Consider the following 16,380-nt stretch of genomic DNA (forward strand, 5'->3'; position numbering starts at 1 on the left):
GTAATCGTCAGTTGGTCAGGTCGTAGGGACGTCGCAGACCCTGGGCATCCAGCCACGCGATCACCGCCTCCGGCTCATCCGTCTGGATGATCGTCACACCCCGATCGACGAAGAAGCCCCAGACATCTTCGGGACGTCCGGTCTTCAGCGCGAGATAATCGCCACGCCCGCCAGCCACCATGCCTTCAGGGCGGTCGGTGATCGGATAGGTGTTGATCCAGAGATGCGCATTGTTGCGAATGGCGGTGGCGCGTGCGAGTGGTGAGAGCAGGGGACCGCCATCGGCGGTGATCGGCTGCGATGCGTCGCGATACCAATGGACGAGTTCGGCAGCCGGTGCGCCGAGGGCCGATTGGGTGCGATCGACAAAGGCCGCTTCCGTCACGGCGTCATCGGCGAGGATCGGCATGAAGGCAATGTCCGGACCGATGGCCCGGCGTATGTCACGGGCCAGTTGCAGCCGTTCGGCATTCCAGACCGCAAGCTTCAGCAGGACGCCGTCGGCCATGCCGAGGCTGCGGGCGAGGTCCGCCACCTCGACCAATGCTTCCGGCTCCAGCTTGTTGTCGATGTTGATCAGGATGCGGCCACGCGCATGCAGCATGGCCTCTTCCAGCGTGAAGACATGTTCGTTCGTCACGCGGCGACTTCCTTCCACCACAAGCTGGCAGGATCTCAGCGCCTTCAGCGTGAAGTCGGCGACCTTGCCGCGGCAGGTGGTGGTGCGATCCAGCGTCTCGTCATGCATGATGACGAGAACGCCATCCTGCGACCGCCTGACATCGAGCTCGACCATTTCGACGCCGGTCGAGACGGCATGGTCGATCGCGGCGAAGGAATTCTCGGCCCTGACGGTTGTTCCGCCCTTCTTCCAGCCGGCGCGATGGGCCACAACCATGACATGATCCCGGTTGAGGTTTGCCTCGGTAAGCCGCTCATGGATGAGGGCGGCCCGGTTCGACGGGGGAATGGGCGCGAGACTGGCCGCCCCTGTGACGAGGGAAAGCAGCAGGCCAAGGACGAGAACGGCGAGACGCATGAGCAGGGCTCCGATCTACAATTTCGTTCCCGCCGCATTAGGTGCTTCGGATGAAGCGCCCGTGACGCTTTTCTGAAGCCTCTGTGACAGGCGAAGATGGAACAGCCGCCGCGCTCCTCCCGTTGAGCGCTGGCCAGGCAAAAAGAAAAGGGAGACGCGAATGACGACAGCGACCGGCATACCGGACCACCACAGGGCCATCGAAGTCGACCTTCCCGTCAACGCCGTGCTGCATCTCTGGCTGAAGGCTGTGACACCGGATGAACCTGGGGCCGTGTCGCTCTACAGTGCCAATGGCAAGTTCGGCGAAATGCAGGCCTCGAATGCAGAAGAGAATTCCTTTCGCATCTACCAGGTCTTCGGCGGCGGTTCGGTCACGCTGGCCTATGATATGGCAGTGACATCGCTTTCAGTCGCCTACTGGTTCACACCCTCAGACGTCCTGGAAACCGGCATCACGGTCATCCACACCAATCCCGCCAATGAGCCACCGGACCTGCCGGATGGCTATCACTTCCGCCCGCCCTTTGGCTGGATGAACGATCCGAACGGCTTCGGCCGGTTCGGTGGTCGCCCGCATCTGTTCTACCAGCACTACTCGCACGGCCGCATCTGGAACAACATGCATTGGGGACATGCTGTCTCGTCCGACTATTTGCGCTGGCGGCATCTGCCGGTCTTCCTCTTCCCCTCCGAGGAGCTGACGGTTCGCCCCGACAAGCGCGGTGGCGCTTTTTCCGGATCCGCCATCGCCCGGACCGATGGTCCCGGCATCCGCGTCTTCTTCACGGAGAAGATTGCCGAGCGTATGCCCGAACAGGAGATCCAGCTGACGGCGACGTCGACGGATCTGTTCAGTGCGGGCGCAGCCGAAGTCTTCCTGCCCCATCGACCGGATGGCGAGGGGCTCACTTTCGATTTTCGCGACCCTTATGTCTTCCGCGGTCCTGACGGGCTCTGGAAGATGCTTCTGGGCAGCCAGAGCGATAAAGGCGGCGTCGTCCTGCTGTATCAGACAGAGGACAACACGGCTGCCTCCGGCTGGACCTATGTCGGCAAGCTCTATACGGAGACGCGGTATGAGACCTCGGCACTGGAATGCCCCTGCCTGTTGCCGATCGATGGCGATTACCGCGATCCCGCAACCCGCTGGGCACTGATCTACGGCTTGATGAATGGCGAGGACAAGGAAACCGGCCGCCGCAACCTCACGATGATCGATATCGGCTGGTTCGACGGCAAGAGCTTTGCCAAGGCCTTTGGCCGTGAGCTCGATTTCGGCACGGACAACTACGCCTTCCAGGCCTTCGTCGATGGCAACACGCCCGTCGGCATCGGTTGGCTCGGCAATTGGGCCGATACCGGCCCAACCATCGATTTCCCATCCGCCATGACATTGCCGAGAACACTTGTCCTCGAAGGCGACACGCTCCTGACGCCGCCGCTCGGCGCGGTGGAAAGCCTGCGGGCTCGCATGCTGGACCGCACCCGTCTCGCAGCCGGGCAGACCGTGAATTTGCCCAATGGCGCAGCCGAGATCACTTTTGAATTGTCCGAGGCCGGCGGCAAGTTTTGTCTCGAGTTCGACCACCCCGACATCCGGCTGGCCGTGGCACAGCACGAGGAAGGTCTGGAGATCCTGCATGGATATCTGGACAAACCCGACGAGCCCCCGGGTCCTCGCTATCTCGCAAAAGCGGCCGGCGCCCGGCGTCTCCGCGTCTTCCTCGATTATGGCTCGCTCGAGGTCTTTGCCGATGGCGGCCGCATTGCCGGCACGAAGCGGATTGCCGGCTTCGAGCCCATCCGGTCCGTGAGGCTGATCGCCGAGCCCGGGATCGTCAGCAATGCGACCGTATGGTGTCTGAGGCTCTGAGGTTCCCGCTGTCATTGGCCTGTCAACAAGCCGGGATTAGGTGTCACAACTGATCAGCCGGGGCCTGTTGATGACGACGACCGAAACGCAGACTGCCGCCAAGCGCGCAGCCGAAGTTCATGCCGAGATGACGGCGTTGAAAAAGGCAATTCTCGAGGGCGCGCGATTGATGCCCGAAGGGGGAGACGATCCAGCGATCGTCAACCTTGGCCATTATCTGGCTCTGCGTCATCATGACATTCGTCCCCTGCAACGACGGCTGATGGCGCTGGGTCTGTCCTCGATGGGAAGGCTCGAGAGCCGCGTCCTGCCGACGATCGATGCCGTTCTTTTCGCACTGTCCAAGATTGCCTCAGATGCGGTTCCGGCAGAAGCGGCGATCCTCCCGGAGCAGGACTTCTTCGCGGGCGAGGCGCAGCTGGAGATCGCGTGCCAGGCCCTGTTCGGCAAACAGCCCGACGCGCGTCGCACCCGCATCATGGTCACACTTCCCAGTCAGGCGGCCGACGGTCCGGATCTCGTTCTGGACCTTGCCCGCGCCGGCATGGATGTCGCACGCATCAACTGCGCCCATGACGGGCCAGAGGCCTGGCGGGAAATGACCCGCTTCGTCCGGGATGCCGCAGCCGTCGTCGGTCGGGACATCAAGGTCCTGATGGACATCGCCGGCCCGAAGATCCGGACGGGTGCCGTCGCCACTCTCGAGAAGAAGGCGCGCCTGCAGCCGGGTGATCGCGTTCGGCTCGTGGCAGAAGGCGCGCCGCGCATCGATGACCAGATAGGCTTTTCTGCTGCAGTGTCGCTGCCTGAAATGGTCACCAGGCTCTCGATCGGCGACCGCCTGCGCTATGATGACGGCAAGCTGGAAGCGGTGGTCGAAAGCCTCGCGGAGGGTGAGGCCGTGATCCTCGTCCGGCGCACCAAGTCCGGCGGGACGAAGCTGAAGCCCGAGAAAGGCATAAACCTTCCAGACACCGCCCTCGGTCTGTCGCCCCTGACGGCCAAGGACGAGACGGATCTCGCCACCGTCATCGAATGCGCCGATCTCATTGGCTATTCCTTCGTCAGCCGCCCCGAGGACATCGATCTGCTGGACGACGTGCTTGCCCGCCAAGGCGCAGGCAACAAATCCCTCGGTCTTATTGCCAAGATTGAGCAGCCTCTGGCGCTCGCCAATCTGCCTGCGCTGATTGCCCGGGCGCGCAGACGCGGTCCTTTCGGCATCATGATCGCGCGCGGTGATCTGGCCGCCGAGATCGGCTTCGAGCGCCTTGCGGAGATGCAGGAGGAGCTGCTCTGGATCTGCGAGGCAGCCTCCGTGCCATGTGTCTGGGCAACCCAGGTGCTGGAAGACATGGTCAAGGAAGGCATTCCGACCCGCGGGGAAATGACGGATGCCGCCATGGCAGCCCGCGCCGAATGCGTGATGCTGAACAAGGGCCCGGCGGTCGTCGAAGCTGTTTCGTTGCTCGACCGACTGATGGCCCGCATGAACGACCACGTGTTCAAGAAGACACCGACGCTGCGCGCGCTGAAGAGCTGGTGACATCGCGCCTCCCGGCTCGCTCTGCCGCACCTGCTATTCGGCAGCCGCACTCCGTTGCGAAGACACTTGAGTGATGAAGGCGCGCAAGGCGGCGGGGCGGACCGGCTTGTGCTGCAAGGTGATCGAGTGGCGCTCCGCCTCGGCCCGCACCTCCGCCGAACGATCCGCAGTAATCAGCAAGGCGGGAATGTCGGATTGCGTGAGTGCCCGGAGCCTCAGGATAGCGCCAATCCCGCTGCCGTCGCCCAGATGATAGTCCGCGATGACGAGGTCGGGGACCTTGCCGTCCTTGATCAGCTCATCCATGTCGGCAATCGAGCCCGCACATTCCACCTCACAGCCCCAGCCGGAAATCAGAAGCTGCATGCCTTCAAGTATCTTTGGCTCGTTGTCGATGCACAGCACCCGGAAGCCCTGGAGTGCCGGCGTGGTCCGGCTGCCGGCATCGATCGGCACGACACCTTTTGCGGCCGGCTTGGCGATGTCGAGCGGCATGACCACCTTGAAGGTCGTGCCCTTGCCGGGCTTGGACGACAGCTCCACGGGGTGCTGCAACACCTTGGCAATGCGGTCGACGATCGAGAGCCCAAGCCCAAGTCCCGAGGCCGTCCGCATACCTTCCTCGAGCCGCGCGAATTCCTTGAAGACGGTTCGGAATTTGGACGAGGGAATGCCGATGCCGCTGTCGGTCACCTGAACCACCACCTGGTCGCCCTGGCGCCGGGCGCCGACGACGACACGACCCGAGGGCGTGTACTTGATCGCGTTGGAAACGAGGTTCTGAACGAGGCGGCGCAACAGCGTCGGGTCAGAACGTACCGAAAGCGTGGTGGGCATTACCACGAGTTTCAGGTTCTTCTCCCGCGCCATCGGCGCAAAATCGGTCTCGATCCTCTGCAGCAAACTGTTGAGCGGCACGCTGGAGAAGCGTGGCTTCATGGCACCCGTGTCGAGCCTCGAGATGTCGAGGACGGCGCCGAGAATGCTCTCGACCGACTCGAGCGCGGAATCGATATTGCCGACCAGCGCGCTGTTTTCGGAATCGCCGAGCCGCTCGACCAGCGACGAGGAGTAAAGCCGCGCCGCATTGAGCGGTTGGAGAATGTCATGACCGGCGGCCGCGAAGAAGCGCGTCTTGCCGATATTGGCTTCGTCGGCCGCGGCCCGGGCTTCGGCCAGCGCGTGATTGACGCGGGTCAGTTCGGCCGTGCGTTCGCTGACGCGCTGTTCCAGGGTCTCGTTGGCCTGTTTCAGAGCCTGATCGGCCTCCACGCGGGCGGTGATATCGCTGAAGGTCGCGACCAGCCCCTTGTCCGGCATCAGATTGCAACGCACTTCAATGATCCGCTTGCCGCCGCCGAGCACCATCTGGAAGGGCCGGTCGAACTGATGGAAACTGCGGATCACCGCTTGCGTCTCGCCTGCGGGCACATCCCCCCGCTGCGCCAGGATGGCGATCATGTCGATCAGCGGAAAACCGACCTGGCCGACATGCTCCGGCAGGTCGAGCAGTGTGCGGAAGCGGCGGTTCCAGATCGTCAATCGGTCCGAAGCGTCGAAGACGGCAATGCCTTGCTCCATCTGCGCAAGCGCGGTCTGCATCATGTCCTGGTTGTATTGCAGCGCCTCAGAGGCCTGGTCGAGGAGCCAGACCGTATCGGCTGACGGATCCTCTGCCTTTTGCAAGATCAGCGACAGCACCAGCCGCGCCGAAGACGAGCCGATCGCACTGCCCAGCAACTGTTCGGAAAAATGGATGAAGGCCATGTCCGCCGGACTGTCGTCTGCCAGCTTCCGTCCCGCCGTCTGCTCGTAAGAGCGGAAGGAGCGCTCCATGCGCTCATTGCCAAGATAACGTGCGATGGCGGCCTTAAGGTCGCCAACAGCGACGCTTGTCTTCCAGCCGCGCGTGGCAGAGTTGGAGCGGGGTTGGCGCTTGATGAAGATGGCGGACTGGATCCGCTCCACCGGACGCGGATTGCGGCTGAGCGACCCGATGACGAAGGCCAGCGTGTTGATCAGCAGGCTGAAGATCGTCGCATTGACCAGCGGGTCCGCATATTGCGGCTCGAACATCGACAGGCCGGGCAGCAGGAAGCCGAGCACCGCAGAAGCGATCCACGAATGGTCTTCCGCTCCGAGACTGGGAAGGAAGAGAAGGTACGCCCAGACGAAGAAGCCGATGGTGAGCCCGGCAATCGCGCCGCGGGCATTGGCTCGCCGCCAGATCAGCCCGCCGAACATCGCCGGTGCGATCTGCGCAATGGCGGTGAAGGAGAGAAGGCCGATCTTGGCAAGTCCGGTCGTGTTGTCGGCCGAGCGGAAATAGACATAGCCGAGCAGCAGCACGCCGAAGATGGCCGTGCGCCGGATATGCAGTAGCGTCTTGGCGAAATCCTCGCGCTGGCTGGGCCTGCCCAAAAGCTTCTGCCGCAGAAAGATCGGCAGAACCATGTCGTTGGAGACCATGATGGCCAGCGCAACGGAAGCCACGATGACCATCGCGGTTGCCGCCGAGAAGCCGCCGATGAAGGTGAGCAAGGAGACGAAGCCGGATCCCGCTTCCAGCGGCAGGGACAGTACATACAGGTCGGCGTCGCCGCTGCCGCCGAAGATCAGAATGCCGGCAATCGCCGCAGGCAGGACGAAAATGTTGATGACGATCAGGTAGATCGGCATCAGGATGCCGGCGAGCTTCAGCTCGCGCGGTGTCCGGTTCTCGACCACGGTGACGTGGAACTGCCGTGGCAGCATGATAATGGCGAAGGCCGAGAGCGCGATCAACAGGATCCAGCGGCTGGCCGGGGTCTCGTGTGAGAGAGCCGCCATCACGGCTTCGCTCTCGGTCGCCTTCTGCCAGAGATCGGCCGGACCGTCGAACATCACCCAGATCACGAAGATGCCGAGTGTCCAAAAGGCCACGAGCTTGACCACCGATTCCATGGCGATGGCAAGGATCAGGCCGTCCTGATGCTCGGTCGCGTCGGTGTGGCGCGTGCCGAAGATCACGGCAAAGCAGGCGAGAATGAAGGCGACGATCAGCGGCAGGTCGATGAAATAGAGATTGCCGGTGCCGATCCCGTAGGCCGTGGGATCCATGACGGCCGCGACCGAACTGGAGACGGCTTTGAGCTGCAACGCGATGTAGGGAATGATGCCGACGAGATAGATCACCGTGACCAGCATGCCGACCACGGGGTTCTTGCCGTAGCGTGCGGCCACGAAGTCCGCACCGGAGGTAATCTTCTCGGTTTTCGCAAGCTCGACGATCCGTCTGAGGATCGGCATGCCGAGCGTATACATCAGGATCGGCCCGATATAGATCGCCATGAATTCGAGGCCGTGCTGCGCGGCGAGCCCGACGCCACCGAAATAGGTCCAGGAGGTGCAGTAGACGGCAAGGCTGAGGGCATAGACGACAGGCCGGCCGCCGGCGGGCACGCCATGCACGCGCGTTTTGCGGTCGCCGTAGCTCGCGACGGCAAACAGAAACAACAGGTAGCCGATCGCTGACGCAACGATGATCCAGCCTGGGAACACCTTTTCCTCCTCGACTGCGCCCGAGCCGGAACCTTAGGCCATGTCTGCGCCTTTTGAAATCGTTTCGGCCATTGACCTTAGTCGAAGTGAAAACGCCGATCGTGAAGATTCACCATTTTCGAATGGACAAATTTTCATTAACCATTGCAACCGGATGGCCAAGATTTGGCCTTTCCCGGTCAGGACACAGAAGGAGCAGGGGTATGTTACAGGAATTCAAGACTTTCATCGCGCGCGGCAACGTCATGGACCTTGCTGTCGGCGTGATCATCGGCGGCGCATTCGGGCTCATCGTCAACTCGCTGGTGGAAGACATCGTGATGCCCGTGGTCGGCGTCATTTTCGGCGGCTTCGACTTCTCGAACTATTTCGTGCCCCTGAGCAGCAACGTTACGGCCAACTCGCTTGCAGCCGCTCGCGAACAGGGCGCCGTCTTCGCCTATGGCAATTTCATCACCGTGGTCATCAACTTCCTGATCCTCGCCTGGATCATCTTCCTGATGGTCAAGGGCGTGAACACCCTGCGCAAGTCCATGGAGAAGGAAGAACTGAAGGCCTCCGAAGCAGCTCCGCCGCCGGCCGACGTCCTCCTGCTGACCGAAATCCGCGACCTTCTAAAGACCCGCTGAGGAACCCCTGCGACCCGCCCGAGGGGCGCAGCACCCATCAGCGAGATCGATTTCATCCTCAAGGAATATCATGGGATTTTTGCCCAACGATCGGTTAGACATTCCGCACTGATCGAAGGAGTTGATTTCCCATGGCCTTGCTGGACAGCCTTAGCCCCCGCGCGCTCGCCGCACCGGAAAGCGGTATCGTCGAGATCATCAACTATGCGCGGGGCCGCGACGGACTTCTTCCGCTCTGGGCAGGCGAGGGCGATCTTCCAACGCCGGACTTCATCAATCGCGCCGCCAGTGAAGCGCTACTGGGCGGCGAGACCTTCTACACCTGGCAGCGGGGCATCCCGGAACTGCGCCAGGCGCTGTCGCGCTACTACCAGCGCCATTTCGCCGTTGATCTGCCCGTCGAGCATTTCTACGTCACGGCTTCGGGCATGCAGGCGATCGCGCTTGCCGTGCAGGCACTCACATCGCCCGGCGACGAGATGATCTATCTGTCACCGTGCTGGCCGAACATCGTCTCGGCAATCGATCTGGCCGGTGCGAAGTCCGTCTGCGTGCCGCTGTCCTTCACCGACGGTCGCTGGGTTCTCGATCTCGACCGGCTGGAAAAGGCGATCACGCCGAAGACCAAGGCCCTCTTCATCAACACCCCGTCCAATCCCACCGGCTGGACGGCAAACCGCGATGATCTCAAGGCGATCCTCGAGATTGCCCGGCGCCATGGCATCTGGATCCTCGCCGACGAGATCTACGCGCTCTATTACTATGGTGCCGAAGAGCGCGCTCCTTCCTTCCTCGATGTGATGGAAGAGGGCGACAAGGTGATCTTTGCCAATTCCTTCTCGAAGAACTGGTCGATGACCGGCTGGCGTGTCGGCTGGATCGTTGCCCCGCCGGAACTTGGCCAGGTCATCGAGAACCTGATCCAGTACTCGACTTCGGGCGTGGCGCAGTTCATGCAGCGCGGTGCGGTGGTCGCCCTCGATCAGGGCGATGATTTCGTTCGGGAAAACATCGCCCGCGCGACCGCATCGCGCGACATTCTCTGCGATGCCCTGATCGCGACCAACCGGGTCGAAACGCTGAAGCCCGAAGGCGCGCTCTACGCCTTCCTGAAAATTGACGGCATCACCGACAGCCGCCAGGCCGCCCTCGATATCGTCGACAAGACCGGCGTCGGCATGGCACCCGGCACGGCCTTCGGAGAAGGTGGATTGCCCTTTCTGCGCGCCTGCTTCCTGCGCAATCCCGCCCATATAGCCGACGCTGCGGAGCGGCTGAGCCAATACGTGAAAGCGCTCTGACGATGGCAGGGCCGCACTTCGCTAAAATTTGAGCAAATGGCGTGACCCGACCTTAACGAAGAAACCAATTAGCAAAGCCAAATCAGTAGGTTGGCGCCCGTTCATAAGCACTCCGTAAGGTGCGCGTGCTTTTCATGTCCCGATAAGAAAAACAACGGGAAGAAAAGTCATGGCGATCTTGGTGACGGGTGGCGCCGGTTTCATTGGCAGCCACATGGTCTGGGCTCTCCTCGACGCAGGCGAAGAAGTCGTCGTCGTCGATCGGCTGTCCACCGGTTTTCGCTGGGCCGTTCCGCCCGCGGCGCGCTTTTATCTCGGCGACATTGGCAGGGCCAATGTCCTCAAGCAGATCTTTGCCGAGAACGAGATCGAGGCCATCATCCATTTCGCCGGATCGATCGTGGTGCCGGAATCCATCACCGATCCGCTGACCTACTACGAGAACAACACGGAGAACACGCGGCGCCTGCTGCAGGCGGCCGTGAAGGCCGGCATTGACAAGGTGATCTTCTCCTCGACGGCTGCCGTCTACGGTCTGCCGGACAAGCCCCTGCCGGTGCGTGAGGACGCGCCGCTCAGACCGGAATCGCCTTACGGCCAGTCCAAGCTGATGAGCGAGATGATGCTGCGCGACACGGCGCGCGCCCATGGACTCTGCTATGTCGCCCTGCGCTATTTCAACGTTGCCGGCGCCGACGTGCAGGGACGTGCCGGCAATTCGGCTGCTGGCGCCACGCATCTGCTCAAGGTCGCCTGCGAGGCAGCCCTCGGCAAGCGGGCCTCGATGTCGGTCTACGGCACGGATTACGACACGCCGGATGGCACTGGCGTGCGCGACTACATCCATATCAACGATCTCGTTGACGCTCATTTGCAGGCGCTGACCTATCTGCGCAAGGGCGGTGGTCCGCTTGTTGCAAACTGCGGTTATGGAAAGGGCTACTCGGTGCTCGACATTGTCGAGGCGGTGCGCCGCGCCACGAATGTCGATTTCCGTGTGGATTACGCCCCGCGGCGCCCGGGCGACGCGCCGCTCGTCGTGGCGGATTCCACGCTGGCCAAACAGGTGCTCGGCTGGACCCCCCGCTACAACGATCTCGGCGTCATCGTCGAGACGGCCTTGTCCTGGGAACGCCGCCTCGCAGAGGTGGAAACCCCGGATATCAAGGATCTTCGTCGCCGGCTTGCCAGCGGTTTCTGATTTCCCCGTTCGTTGCGCCAGAGAGGCACCGCCCCGACCTGTCGGGGCGGTGTTGTCTTGATGCGAGCATGCTTGTGCGGTGCAAACCGCAATTGACGCAGATCAAGATCGTCCGTGGCCTTGCCCCTTAAGACTATCCGCAAAGGACAGAGCGATGTCCTGGTGATTGCGGAGAACTCGGCATGGCAAAGGGTCGGAGCGGCTGGCTAGTCGCATTGATTGTCATTGTGGCGGGCGGTGCCGCCTATTACGCTTGGAAGACCTACGAAGGCGATGGTCTGCCCGCCAACATCGCCCACGGAAACGGCCGCATCGAAGCGGTCGAGATCGACATCTCGACCAAGACCGGCGGGCGCGTCAGGGACATACTCGTTGGCGAGGGTGACTTCGTGACCACCGGACAGGTGCTTGCGGTCATGGATACCAGTCAGCTCGACGCCCGTCGGCGGCAGGCCGTTGCAGAGCATCGCCGGGCCCTGATCGGAGTAGACACGGCCAAAAGCGTGGTGGCGCAGCGGCAAGCCGAGCGCGAGGCGGCTCTCGCCAGTGTCGCCCAGCGTGAGGCCCAGCTGAATTCGGCCGAGACAAGGCTCGCCCGCACCGAGCGCCTCATGGAGAGCCGCACGACCAGCCAGCAAGCCGTTGATGACGATCAGGCCGCTGCCGCCAGTGCGCGGGCAGCACTCGCCGCGGCCAAGGCACAAGTTGCAGCCTCCGAGGCGGCGATCGGAGCGGCACGGGCCCAGGTCATCGACGCCGAAGCTGCAGTTGCAGCCGCCGCTGCCGCCATCGACAGCATCGACGCCGACATTGCCGACAGCACGCTTCGCTCGCCCCGAGACGGACGCGTGCAGTACCGCGTCGCCCAGCTCGGCGAGGTGCTCGGCGCCGGCGGCCGTGTGCTGAATATCGTCGACCTCTCCGATGTCTACATGGCCTTCTTCCTGCCGACGGCTGAAGTCGGCCGCATCGCGCTGGGCAGTGAGGCGCGCATCGTGCTCGATGCCGCGCCGGCCTATACGATCCCCGCCAGCGTCAGCTTTGTCGCCGACGTCGCCCAGTTCACGCCGAAGACGGTCGAGACGGATGAGGAACGGGAAAAGCTGATGTTCCGCGTCAAGGCGCAGATCCCGCAGGCGCTGCTGAAGAAATACATCCAGCAGGTCAAGACGGGCCTGCCGGGCATCGCCTATGTCAATCTCGACCCGCAGGCTGCCTGGCCGGAAAGCCTGACCGCGACCCTGGTGCAGTGAGATGATCGACAAGCCGCAGAGGGACGAAGTGCAAAGGCCGGTGGTGCGGCTGACGGATGTTGGCCTCTCCTATGGCAAGACCCAAGCCCTGCGCGGCATCTCTCTCGACATACCCGCTGGCCGGATGGTGGGTCTCATCGGGCCCGATGGCGTCGGCAAGTCCAGCCTCCTCTCGCTTGTCTCCGGCGCGCGGTCCATTCAGACGGGCCGCGTCGAGGTTTTCGACGGCGACATGGCGCGCGCATCTCACCGCCGCAAGACATGCCCCCGCATCGCCTATATGCCGCAGGGACTGGGCAAGAACCTCTATCCGACGCTGTCAGTCTTCGAGAATGCCGAGTTCTTTGGCCGCTTGTTCGGGCAGGATCGTCGAGAGCGAGAGCATCGGATCGCGGGATTGCTGAGAGCCACGGGCCTGACTGCCTTTGCCGATCGTCCGGCAGGCAAGCTTTCGGGCGGCATGAAGCAGAAGCTCGGCCTCTGCTGTGCGCTGATCCATGATCCCGACCTCTTGATCCTCGACGAGCCGACAACAGGGGTCGATCCTCTCTCCCGCCGTCAGTTCTGGGAACTGATCGACGGCATACGGACGGAGCGGCCGGGAATGAGCGTTATCGTCGCGACCGCCTATATGGAAGAGGCTGAGCGATTCGACTGGCTGGTCGCCATGGATGAGGGCCGGATCCTCGCGAAGGGAACGCCGGCCGAGCTGCGCGAGACAACCGCGACCGAGACGCTCGATGCAGCCTTTGTCGCGCTGCTGCCGGAGGCGAAGCGAGGGCGGGCAGAACCCTTGCAGATCCCGCCCCGCACGCCGGAAGCGGAAACCGAGGTTGCAATCCGAGCCGATCATTTGACCATGCGTTTCGGCGATTTCACAGCCGTCGATGACGTTAGTTTCGAGATCCCGCGCGGCGAAATCTTCGGATTTCTCGGTTCCAATGGCTGCGGCAAGACCACGACCATGAAAATGCTGACGGGGCTGCTCGCCGCAAGCGACGGGACGGCCACCGTCTTCGGCCATGCCGTGGACCCGAAGGACATCGCCCTGCGCCGCCGCGTTGGTTACATGAGCCAGTCTTTTTCGCTGTATGGCGAACTGACGCTCCGCCAGAATCTGGCATTGCATGGCCGCTTGTTCGGCATGTCGGACACCGAGATCGAGCCGCGCCTCAAGGAACTCGTCGCAAGGTTTGGCCTTCAGGCGGTGCTCGACGACCTGCCCGATGCACTGCCGCTCGGCATGCGCCAGAGGTTGTCGCTTGCCGTCGCCCTCATCCACCGCCCGGACATCCTGATCCTTGACGAGCCGACGTCAGGTGTCGATCCGGTCGCGCGCGACGGCTTCTGGCAATTGCTGGCCGATCTCTCGCGCCGCGATAACGTGACGATCTTCGTATCCACCCATTTCATGAACGAGGCGGCGCTTTGCGACCGGATTTCGCTCATGCATGCGGGCAAGGTCCTGGTCACAGATACACCCGATGCGATCGTGGCGCGCGCCAAGGCGGAGAACCTGGAGCAGGCCTTCATCCGCTATCTGGAGGAGGCAATCGGCGAGGAGGCCGTGCCGGAGCAGCCCGCCGATATCGAGCCGGAGGTGGCGGTACCGCGGGGACCTGAGAGACCGCCCAGAAGGCACCGTCCGCTGCTCGATCGCCGTCGCCTTCTGGCCTTCAGCCGCCGCGAGGCGCTGGAGCTCGTGCGCGATCCGATCCGCGCCACGCTGGCCATGTTGGGCAGCCTCATCTTGATGTTCGTCATCGGCTACGGGATCAATCTTGACGTCGAGAACCTCACTTTTGCAGCGCTCGACCGCGACGACACGGTCCTGAGCCGGGAATACGTCGCCGAGCTTGCCGGCTCCCGCTATTTCATCGAGCGGCCATCGATCACCGATTACGCCGAGCTCGATCGCCGCATGCGCTCGGGCGAGATCAGTCTGGCGATCGAGATCCCCGCGGGCTTTGCCAGAGACCTGTCCCGCGGCAATCGCAGCGTCGAGATCGGCGCTTGGATCGATGGCGCGATGCCGGCGCGGGCGGAAACCGTCTCGGGTTATGTTCAGGGCATGCATGCCACCTGGCTGGCGCGCAAGGCACATGAACTATACGGGGACGAGGCGGCCAGCGGCCGTTTTGGCATCGAGCTGCGATACCGCTACAATCCCAACCTCGAGAGCCTGGTGTCGATGGTGCCGGCCGTGATCCCGCTGCTACTGATGCTCATCCCCGCCATGCTCTCGGTCTTGAGCGTCGTGCGGGAGAAGGAACTGGGCTCGATCATCAACTTCTACGTCACGCCGGTGACACGGCTGGAGTTTCTTCTCGGCAAGCAGCTTCCTTATATCGGCATCGCCTTTGTCAATTTTCTGATGCTCACGGCCTTTGCCGTCTTCGCGTTCCGGGTGCCACTGACGGGAAGCTTCGCGGTGCTGGCGCTTGGGGCATTCCTCTATGTTTTCGCCGCAACGGCGCTCGGGCTCCTGCTCTCGAGCTTCATGAAGAGCCAGATCTCCGCGATCTTCGGCACGACGCTGCTGACCATCATCCCGGCCGTACAGTTTTCCGGCATGCTGTCGCCGGTGTCGGCCCTGCAGGGAGCGGGTGCACTGATCGGCCAGATTTACCCGGCCAGCCATTTCGTCACGATCTCGCGCGGCGTCTTTTCGAAGGCGCTGACCTTCGCGGATCTCGGCCCGCAGCTTCTGGCGCTGACCATCGTCGGACCGCTTCTTCTCGTTGCGGGAACCTTGCTCCTGAAGAAACAGGCGGTGTGAGCCATGCGCGTGTCGAACATTATCGAGCTTGGCATCAAGGAGCTTCGTGGTCTCGCGCGGGATCCGGCTCTGCTCTTCCTGATCGTCTACGCTTTCACGCTCAACATCTACACGGCCGCGACCGCCGAACCGGAGACGCTGAACAAGGCGGCCGTCGCCATCGTCGATGAGGACCGGTCGCAGGTTTCGACGCGGATCGAAAACGCGCTTTACCCGCCGTATTTCCTGCCGCCGCAGATGATCGCGCCCAACGAGATCGATCCTCGCATGAATGCCGGGGTCGACACTTTCGTGCTCGACATTCCGCCTGGTTTCCAGCGCGACCTTCTGGCGGACAAAGCACCGCAGATCCAGCTTAATGTCGACGCCACCCAGATGACCCAGGCCTTCTCGGGCGGGCGATACATCCAGGAAATCGTCACGCAGGAGGTCAACGCATTCCTGGACCGAGGAAACGGCGACGAGGCTGCGACGGTCGGTTTGTCGCTCAGGGCGCGCTTCAACCCGGAGCTCGACAAGGGCTGGTTCGGTTCGATCAACGAGGTCATCTCGGCCGTTACCATGCTGTCGATCATCCTGACCGGAGCAGCCCTGATCCGCGAGCGGGAGCATGGGACGATCGAACATCTTCTCGTGATGCCGGTCACGCCGGCCGAGATCATGATGAGCAAGATCTGGTCGATGGGTCTCGTCGTCCTGCTCGCGACGATGTTCTCGCTCTTCGTCGTGGTGGAGGCCGCGCTTGACGTGCCCCTTCAGGGCTCTCTGCTGCTCTTTCTCGTGGGCGCTGCCCTGCAACTCGTTGCCGCCACCTGCATGGGCATCTTCCTCGCAACAGTCGCAGGGTCTATGCCGCAGTTCGGACTTCTCCTGATGCTGGTGCTGCTTCCGTTGCAGATCCTCTCCGGCGGCATGACGCCTCGAGAAAGCATGCCGGAGGTGATCCAGTGGATCATGTCGGCAGCCCCCAACACCCATTTCGTCATCATGGCGCAAGCAGTGCTGTTCCGCGATGCCGGACTTGCCGTCGTCTGGCCCCAGATCCTCGCCTTGATCGCAATCTCGGCGATCTTCTTTGTACTTTCGCTGCAGCGCTTCCGGGCCTTCCTGCGCTAGCGCAACGCTGCCTTGGGCAAAGAAAAAGCCGGAGATGCGACTAGCATCTCCGGCTTCCTCTAGCGGTTCCAAGGCTCGGGGCACGAGCCTCGGGCCCGTA

The 16,380-nt window shown here is 62.6% G+C and carries 10 protein-coding genes; 8 read left to right on the forward strand and 2 right to left on the reverse strand.

Going from position 1 to position 16,380, the window contains the following annotated elements; translation table 11 throughout:
- Positions 1-7: 7 nt before the first annotated feature.
- The gene (locus M1E12_RS21945; protein ID WP_479563280.1) at positions 8-1,039 is read right to left on the reverse strand and encodes a glycerophosphodiester phosphodiesterase family protein; all 1,032 of its coding nucleotides are present in this window, start codon (positions 1,037-1,039) and stop codon (positions 8-10) included.
- Between the two features lie 160 nt (positions 1,040-1,199).
- On the opposite strand from M1E12_RS21945, the gene M1E12_RS21950 reads away from it, so the two are divergent.
- Both M1E12_RS21950 and M1E12_RS21955 read left to right on the forward strand, forming a co-directional pair.
- Positions 1,200-2,915 (forward strand): GH32 C-terminal domain-containing protein, encoded by a 1,716-nt coding sequence (locus tag M1E12_RS21950; protein ID WP_479563281.1) that lies wholly within the window; start codon positions 1,200-1,202, stop codon positions 2,913-2,915.
- Positions 2,916-2,985: 70 nt separating this feature from the next.
- Positions 2,986-4,461 carry a pyruvate kinase gene (locus M1E12_RS21955; RefSeq protein WP_136542725.1) on the forward strand — a complete coding sequence of 492 codons (1,476 nt, stop codon included), beginning with the start codon at positions 2,986-2,988 and terminating at the stop codon, positions 4,459-4,461.
- A 33-nt stretch (positions 4,462-4,494) separates the two neighbouring features.
- Here M1E12_RS21955 and M1E12_RS21960 read toward each other — a convergent pair whose 3' ends face one another.
- Positions 4,495-8,001 carry a hybrid sensor histidine kinase/response regulator gene (locus M1E12_RS21960; protein ID WP_479563282.1) on the reverse strand — a complete coding sequence of 1,169 codons (3,507 nt, stop codon included), beginning with the start codon at positions 7,999-8,001 and terminating at the stop codon, positions 4,495-4,497.
- A gap of 203 nt (positions 8,002-8,204) precedes the next feature.
- On the opposite strand from M1E12_RS21960, the gene mscL reads away from it, so the two are divergent.
- The 6 genes from mscL (at position 8,205) to M1E12_RS21990 (ending at position 16,280) form a co-directional block, all read left to right on the forward strand.
- Positions 8,205-8,630, forward strand: coding sequence for a large conductance mechanosensitive channel protein MscL (mscL, locus tag M1E12_RS21965; protein WP_113460035.1), 426 nt, complete (start codon positions 8,205-8,207; stop codon positions 8,628-8,630).
- 131 nt (positions 8,631-8,761) lie between these two features.
- Positions 8,762-9,931: a pyridoxal phosphate-dependent aminotransferase gene (locus M1E12_RS21970; protein ID WP_479563283.1), complete on the forward strand. Its 1,170-nt coding sequence runs from the start codon at positions 8,762-8,764 to the stop codon at positions 9,929-9,931.
- 169 nt (positions 9,932-10,100) lie between these two features.
- Complete coding sequence (gene galE, locus M1E12_RS21975; protein ID WP_479563284.1) at positions 10,101-11,132, forward strand: UDP-glucose 4-epimerase GalE; 1,032 nt, start codon at positions 10,101-10,103, stop codon at positions 11,130-11,132.
- Positions 11,133-11,314: 182 nt separating this feature from the next.
- Positions 11,315-12,385 carry an HlyD family secretion protein gene (locus M1E12_RS21980; protein ID WP_136542731.1) on the forward strand — a complete coding sequence of 357 codons (1,071 nt, stop codon included), beginning with the start codon at positions 11,315-11,317 and terminating at the stop codon, positions 12,383-12,385.
- A 1-nt stretch (position 12,386) separates the two neighbouring features.
- Positions 12,387-15,164, forward strand: coding sequence for a ribosome-associated ATPase/putative transporter RbbA (rbbA, locus tag M1E12_RS21985; protein ID WP_479563285.1), 2,778 nt, complete (start codon positions 12,387-12,389; stop codon positions 15,162-15,164).
- A gap of 3 nt (positions 15,165-15,167) precedes the next feature.
- Positions 15,168-16,280, forward strand: coding sequence for an ABC transporter permease (locus M1E12_RS21990; RefSeq protein WP_479563286.1), 1,113 nt, complete (start codon positions 15,168-15,170; stop codon positions 16,278-16,280).
- Positions 16,281-16,380 lie beyond the last annotated feature (100 nt).

The organism is Rhizobium sp. K33, assembly GCF_056501445.1.

Excerpts from the sequence above, each read along its gene's own strand:
- M1E12_RS21945 (WP_479563280.1), bottom strand. The coding sequence starts at position 1,039 with ATGCGTCTCGCCGTTCTCGTCCTTGGCCTGCTGCTTTCCCTCGTCACA.
- M1E12_RS21950 (WP_479563281.1), top strand. The coding sequence starts at position 1,200 with ATGACGACAGCGACCGGCATACCGGACCACCACAGGGCCATCGAAGTC.
- M1E12_RS21955 (WP_136542725.1), top strand. The coding sequence starts at position 2,986 with ATGACGACGACCGAAACGCAGACTGCCGCCAAGCGCGCAGCCGAAGTT.
- mscL (WP_113460035.1), top strand. The coding sequence starts at position 8,205 with ATGTTACAGGAATTCAAGACTTTCATCGCGCGCGGCAACGTCATGGAC.
- M1E12_RS21970 (WP_479563283.1), top strand. The coding sequence starts at position 8,762 with ATGGCCTTGCTGGACAGCCTTAGCCCCCGCGCGCTCGCCGCACCGGAA.
- galE (WP_479563284.1), top strand. The coding sequence starts at position 10,101 with ATGGCGATCTTGGTGACGGGTGGCGCCGGTTTCATTGGCAGCCACATG.
- M1E12_RS21980 (WP_136542731.1), top strand. The coding sequence starts at position 11,315 with ATGGCAAAGGGTCGGAGCGGCTGGCTAGTCGCATTGATTGTCATTGTG.
- rbbA (WP_479563285.1), top strand. The coding sequence starts at position 12,387 with ATGATCGACAAGCCGCAGAGGGACGAAGTGCAAAGGCCGGTGGTGCGG.
- M1E12_RS21990 (WP_479563286.1), top strand. The coding sequence starts at position 15,168 with ATGCGCGTGTCGAACATTATCGAGCTTGGCATCAAGGAGCTTCGTGGT.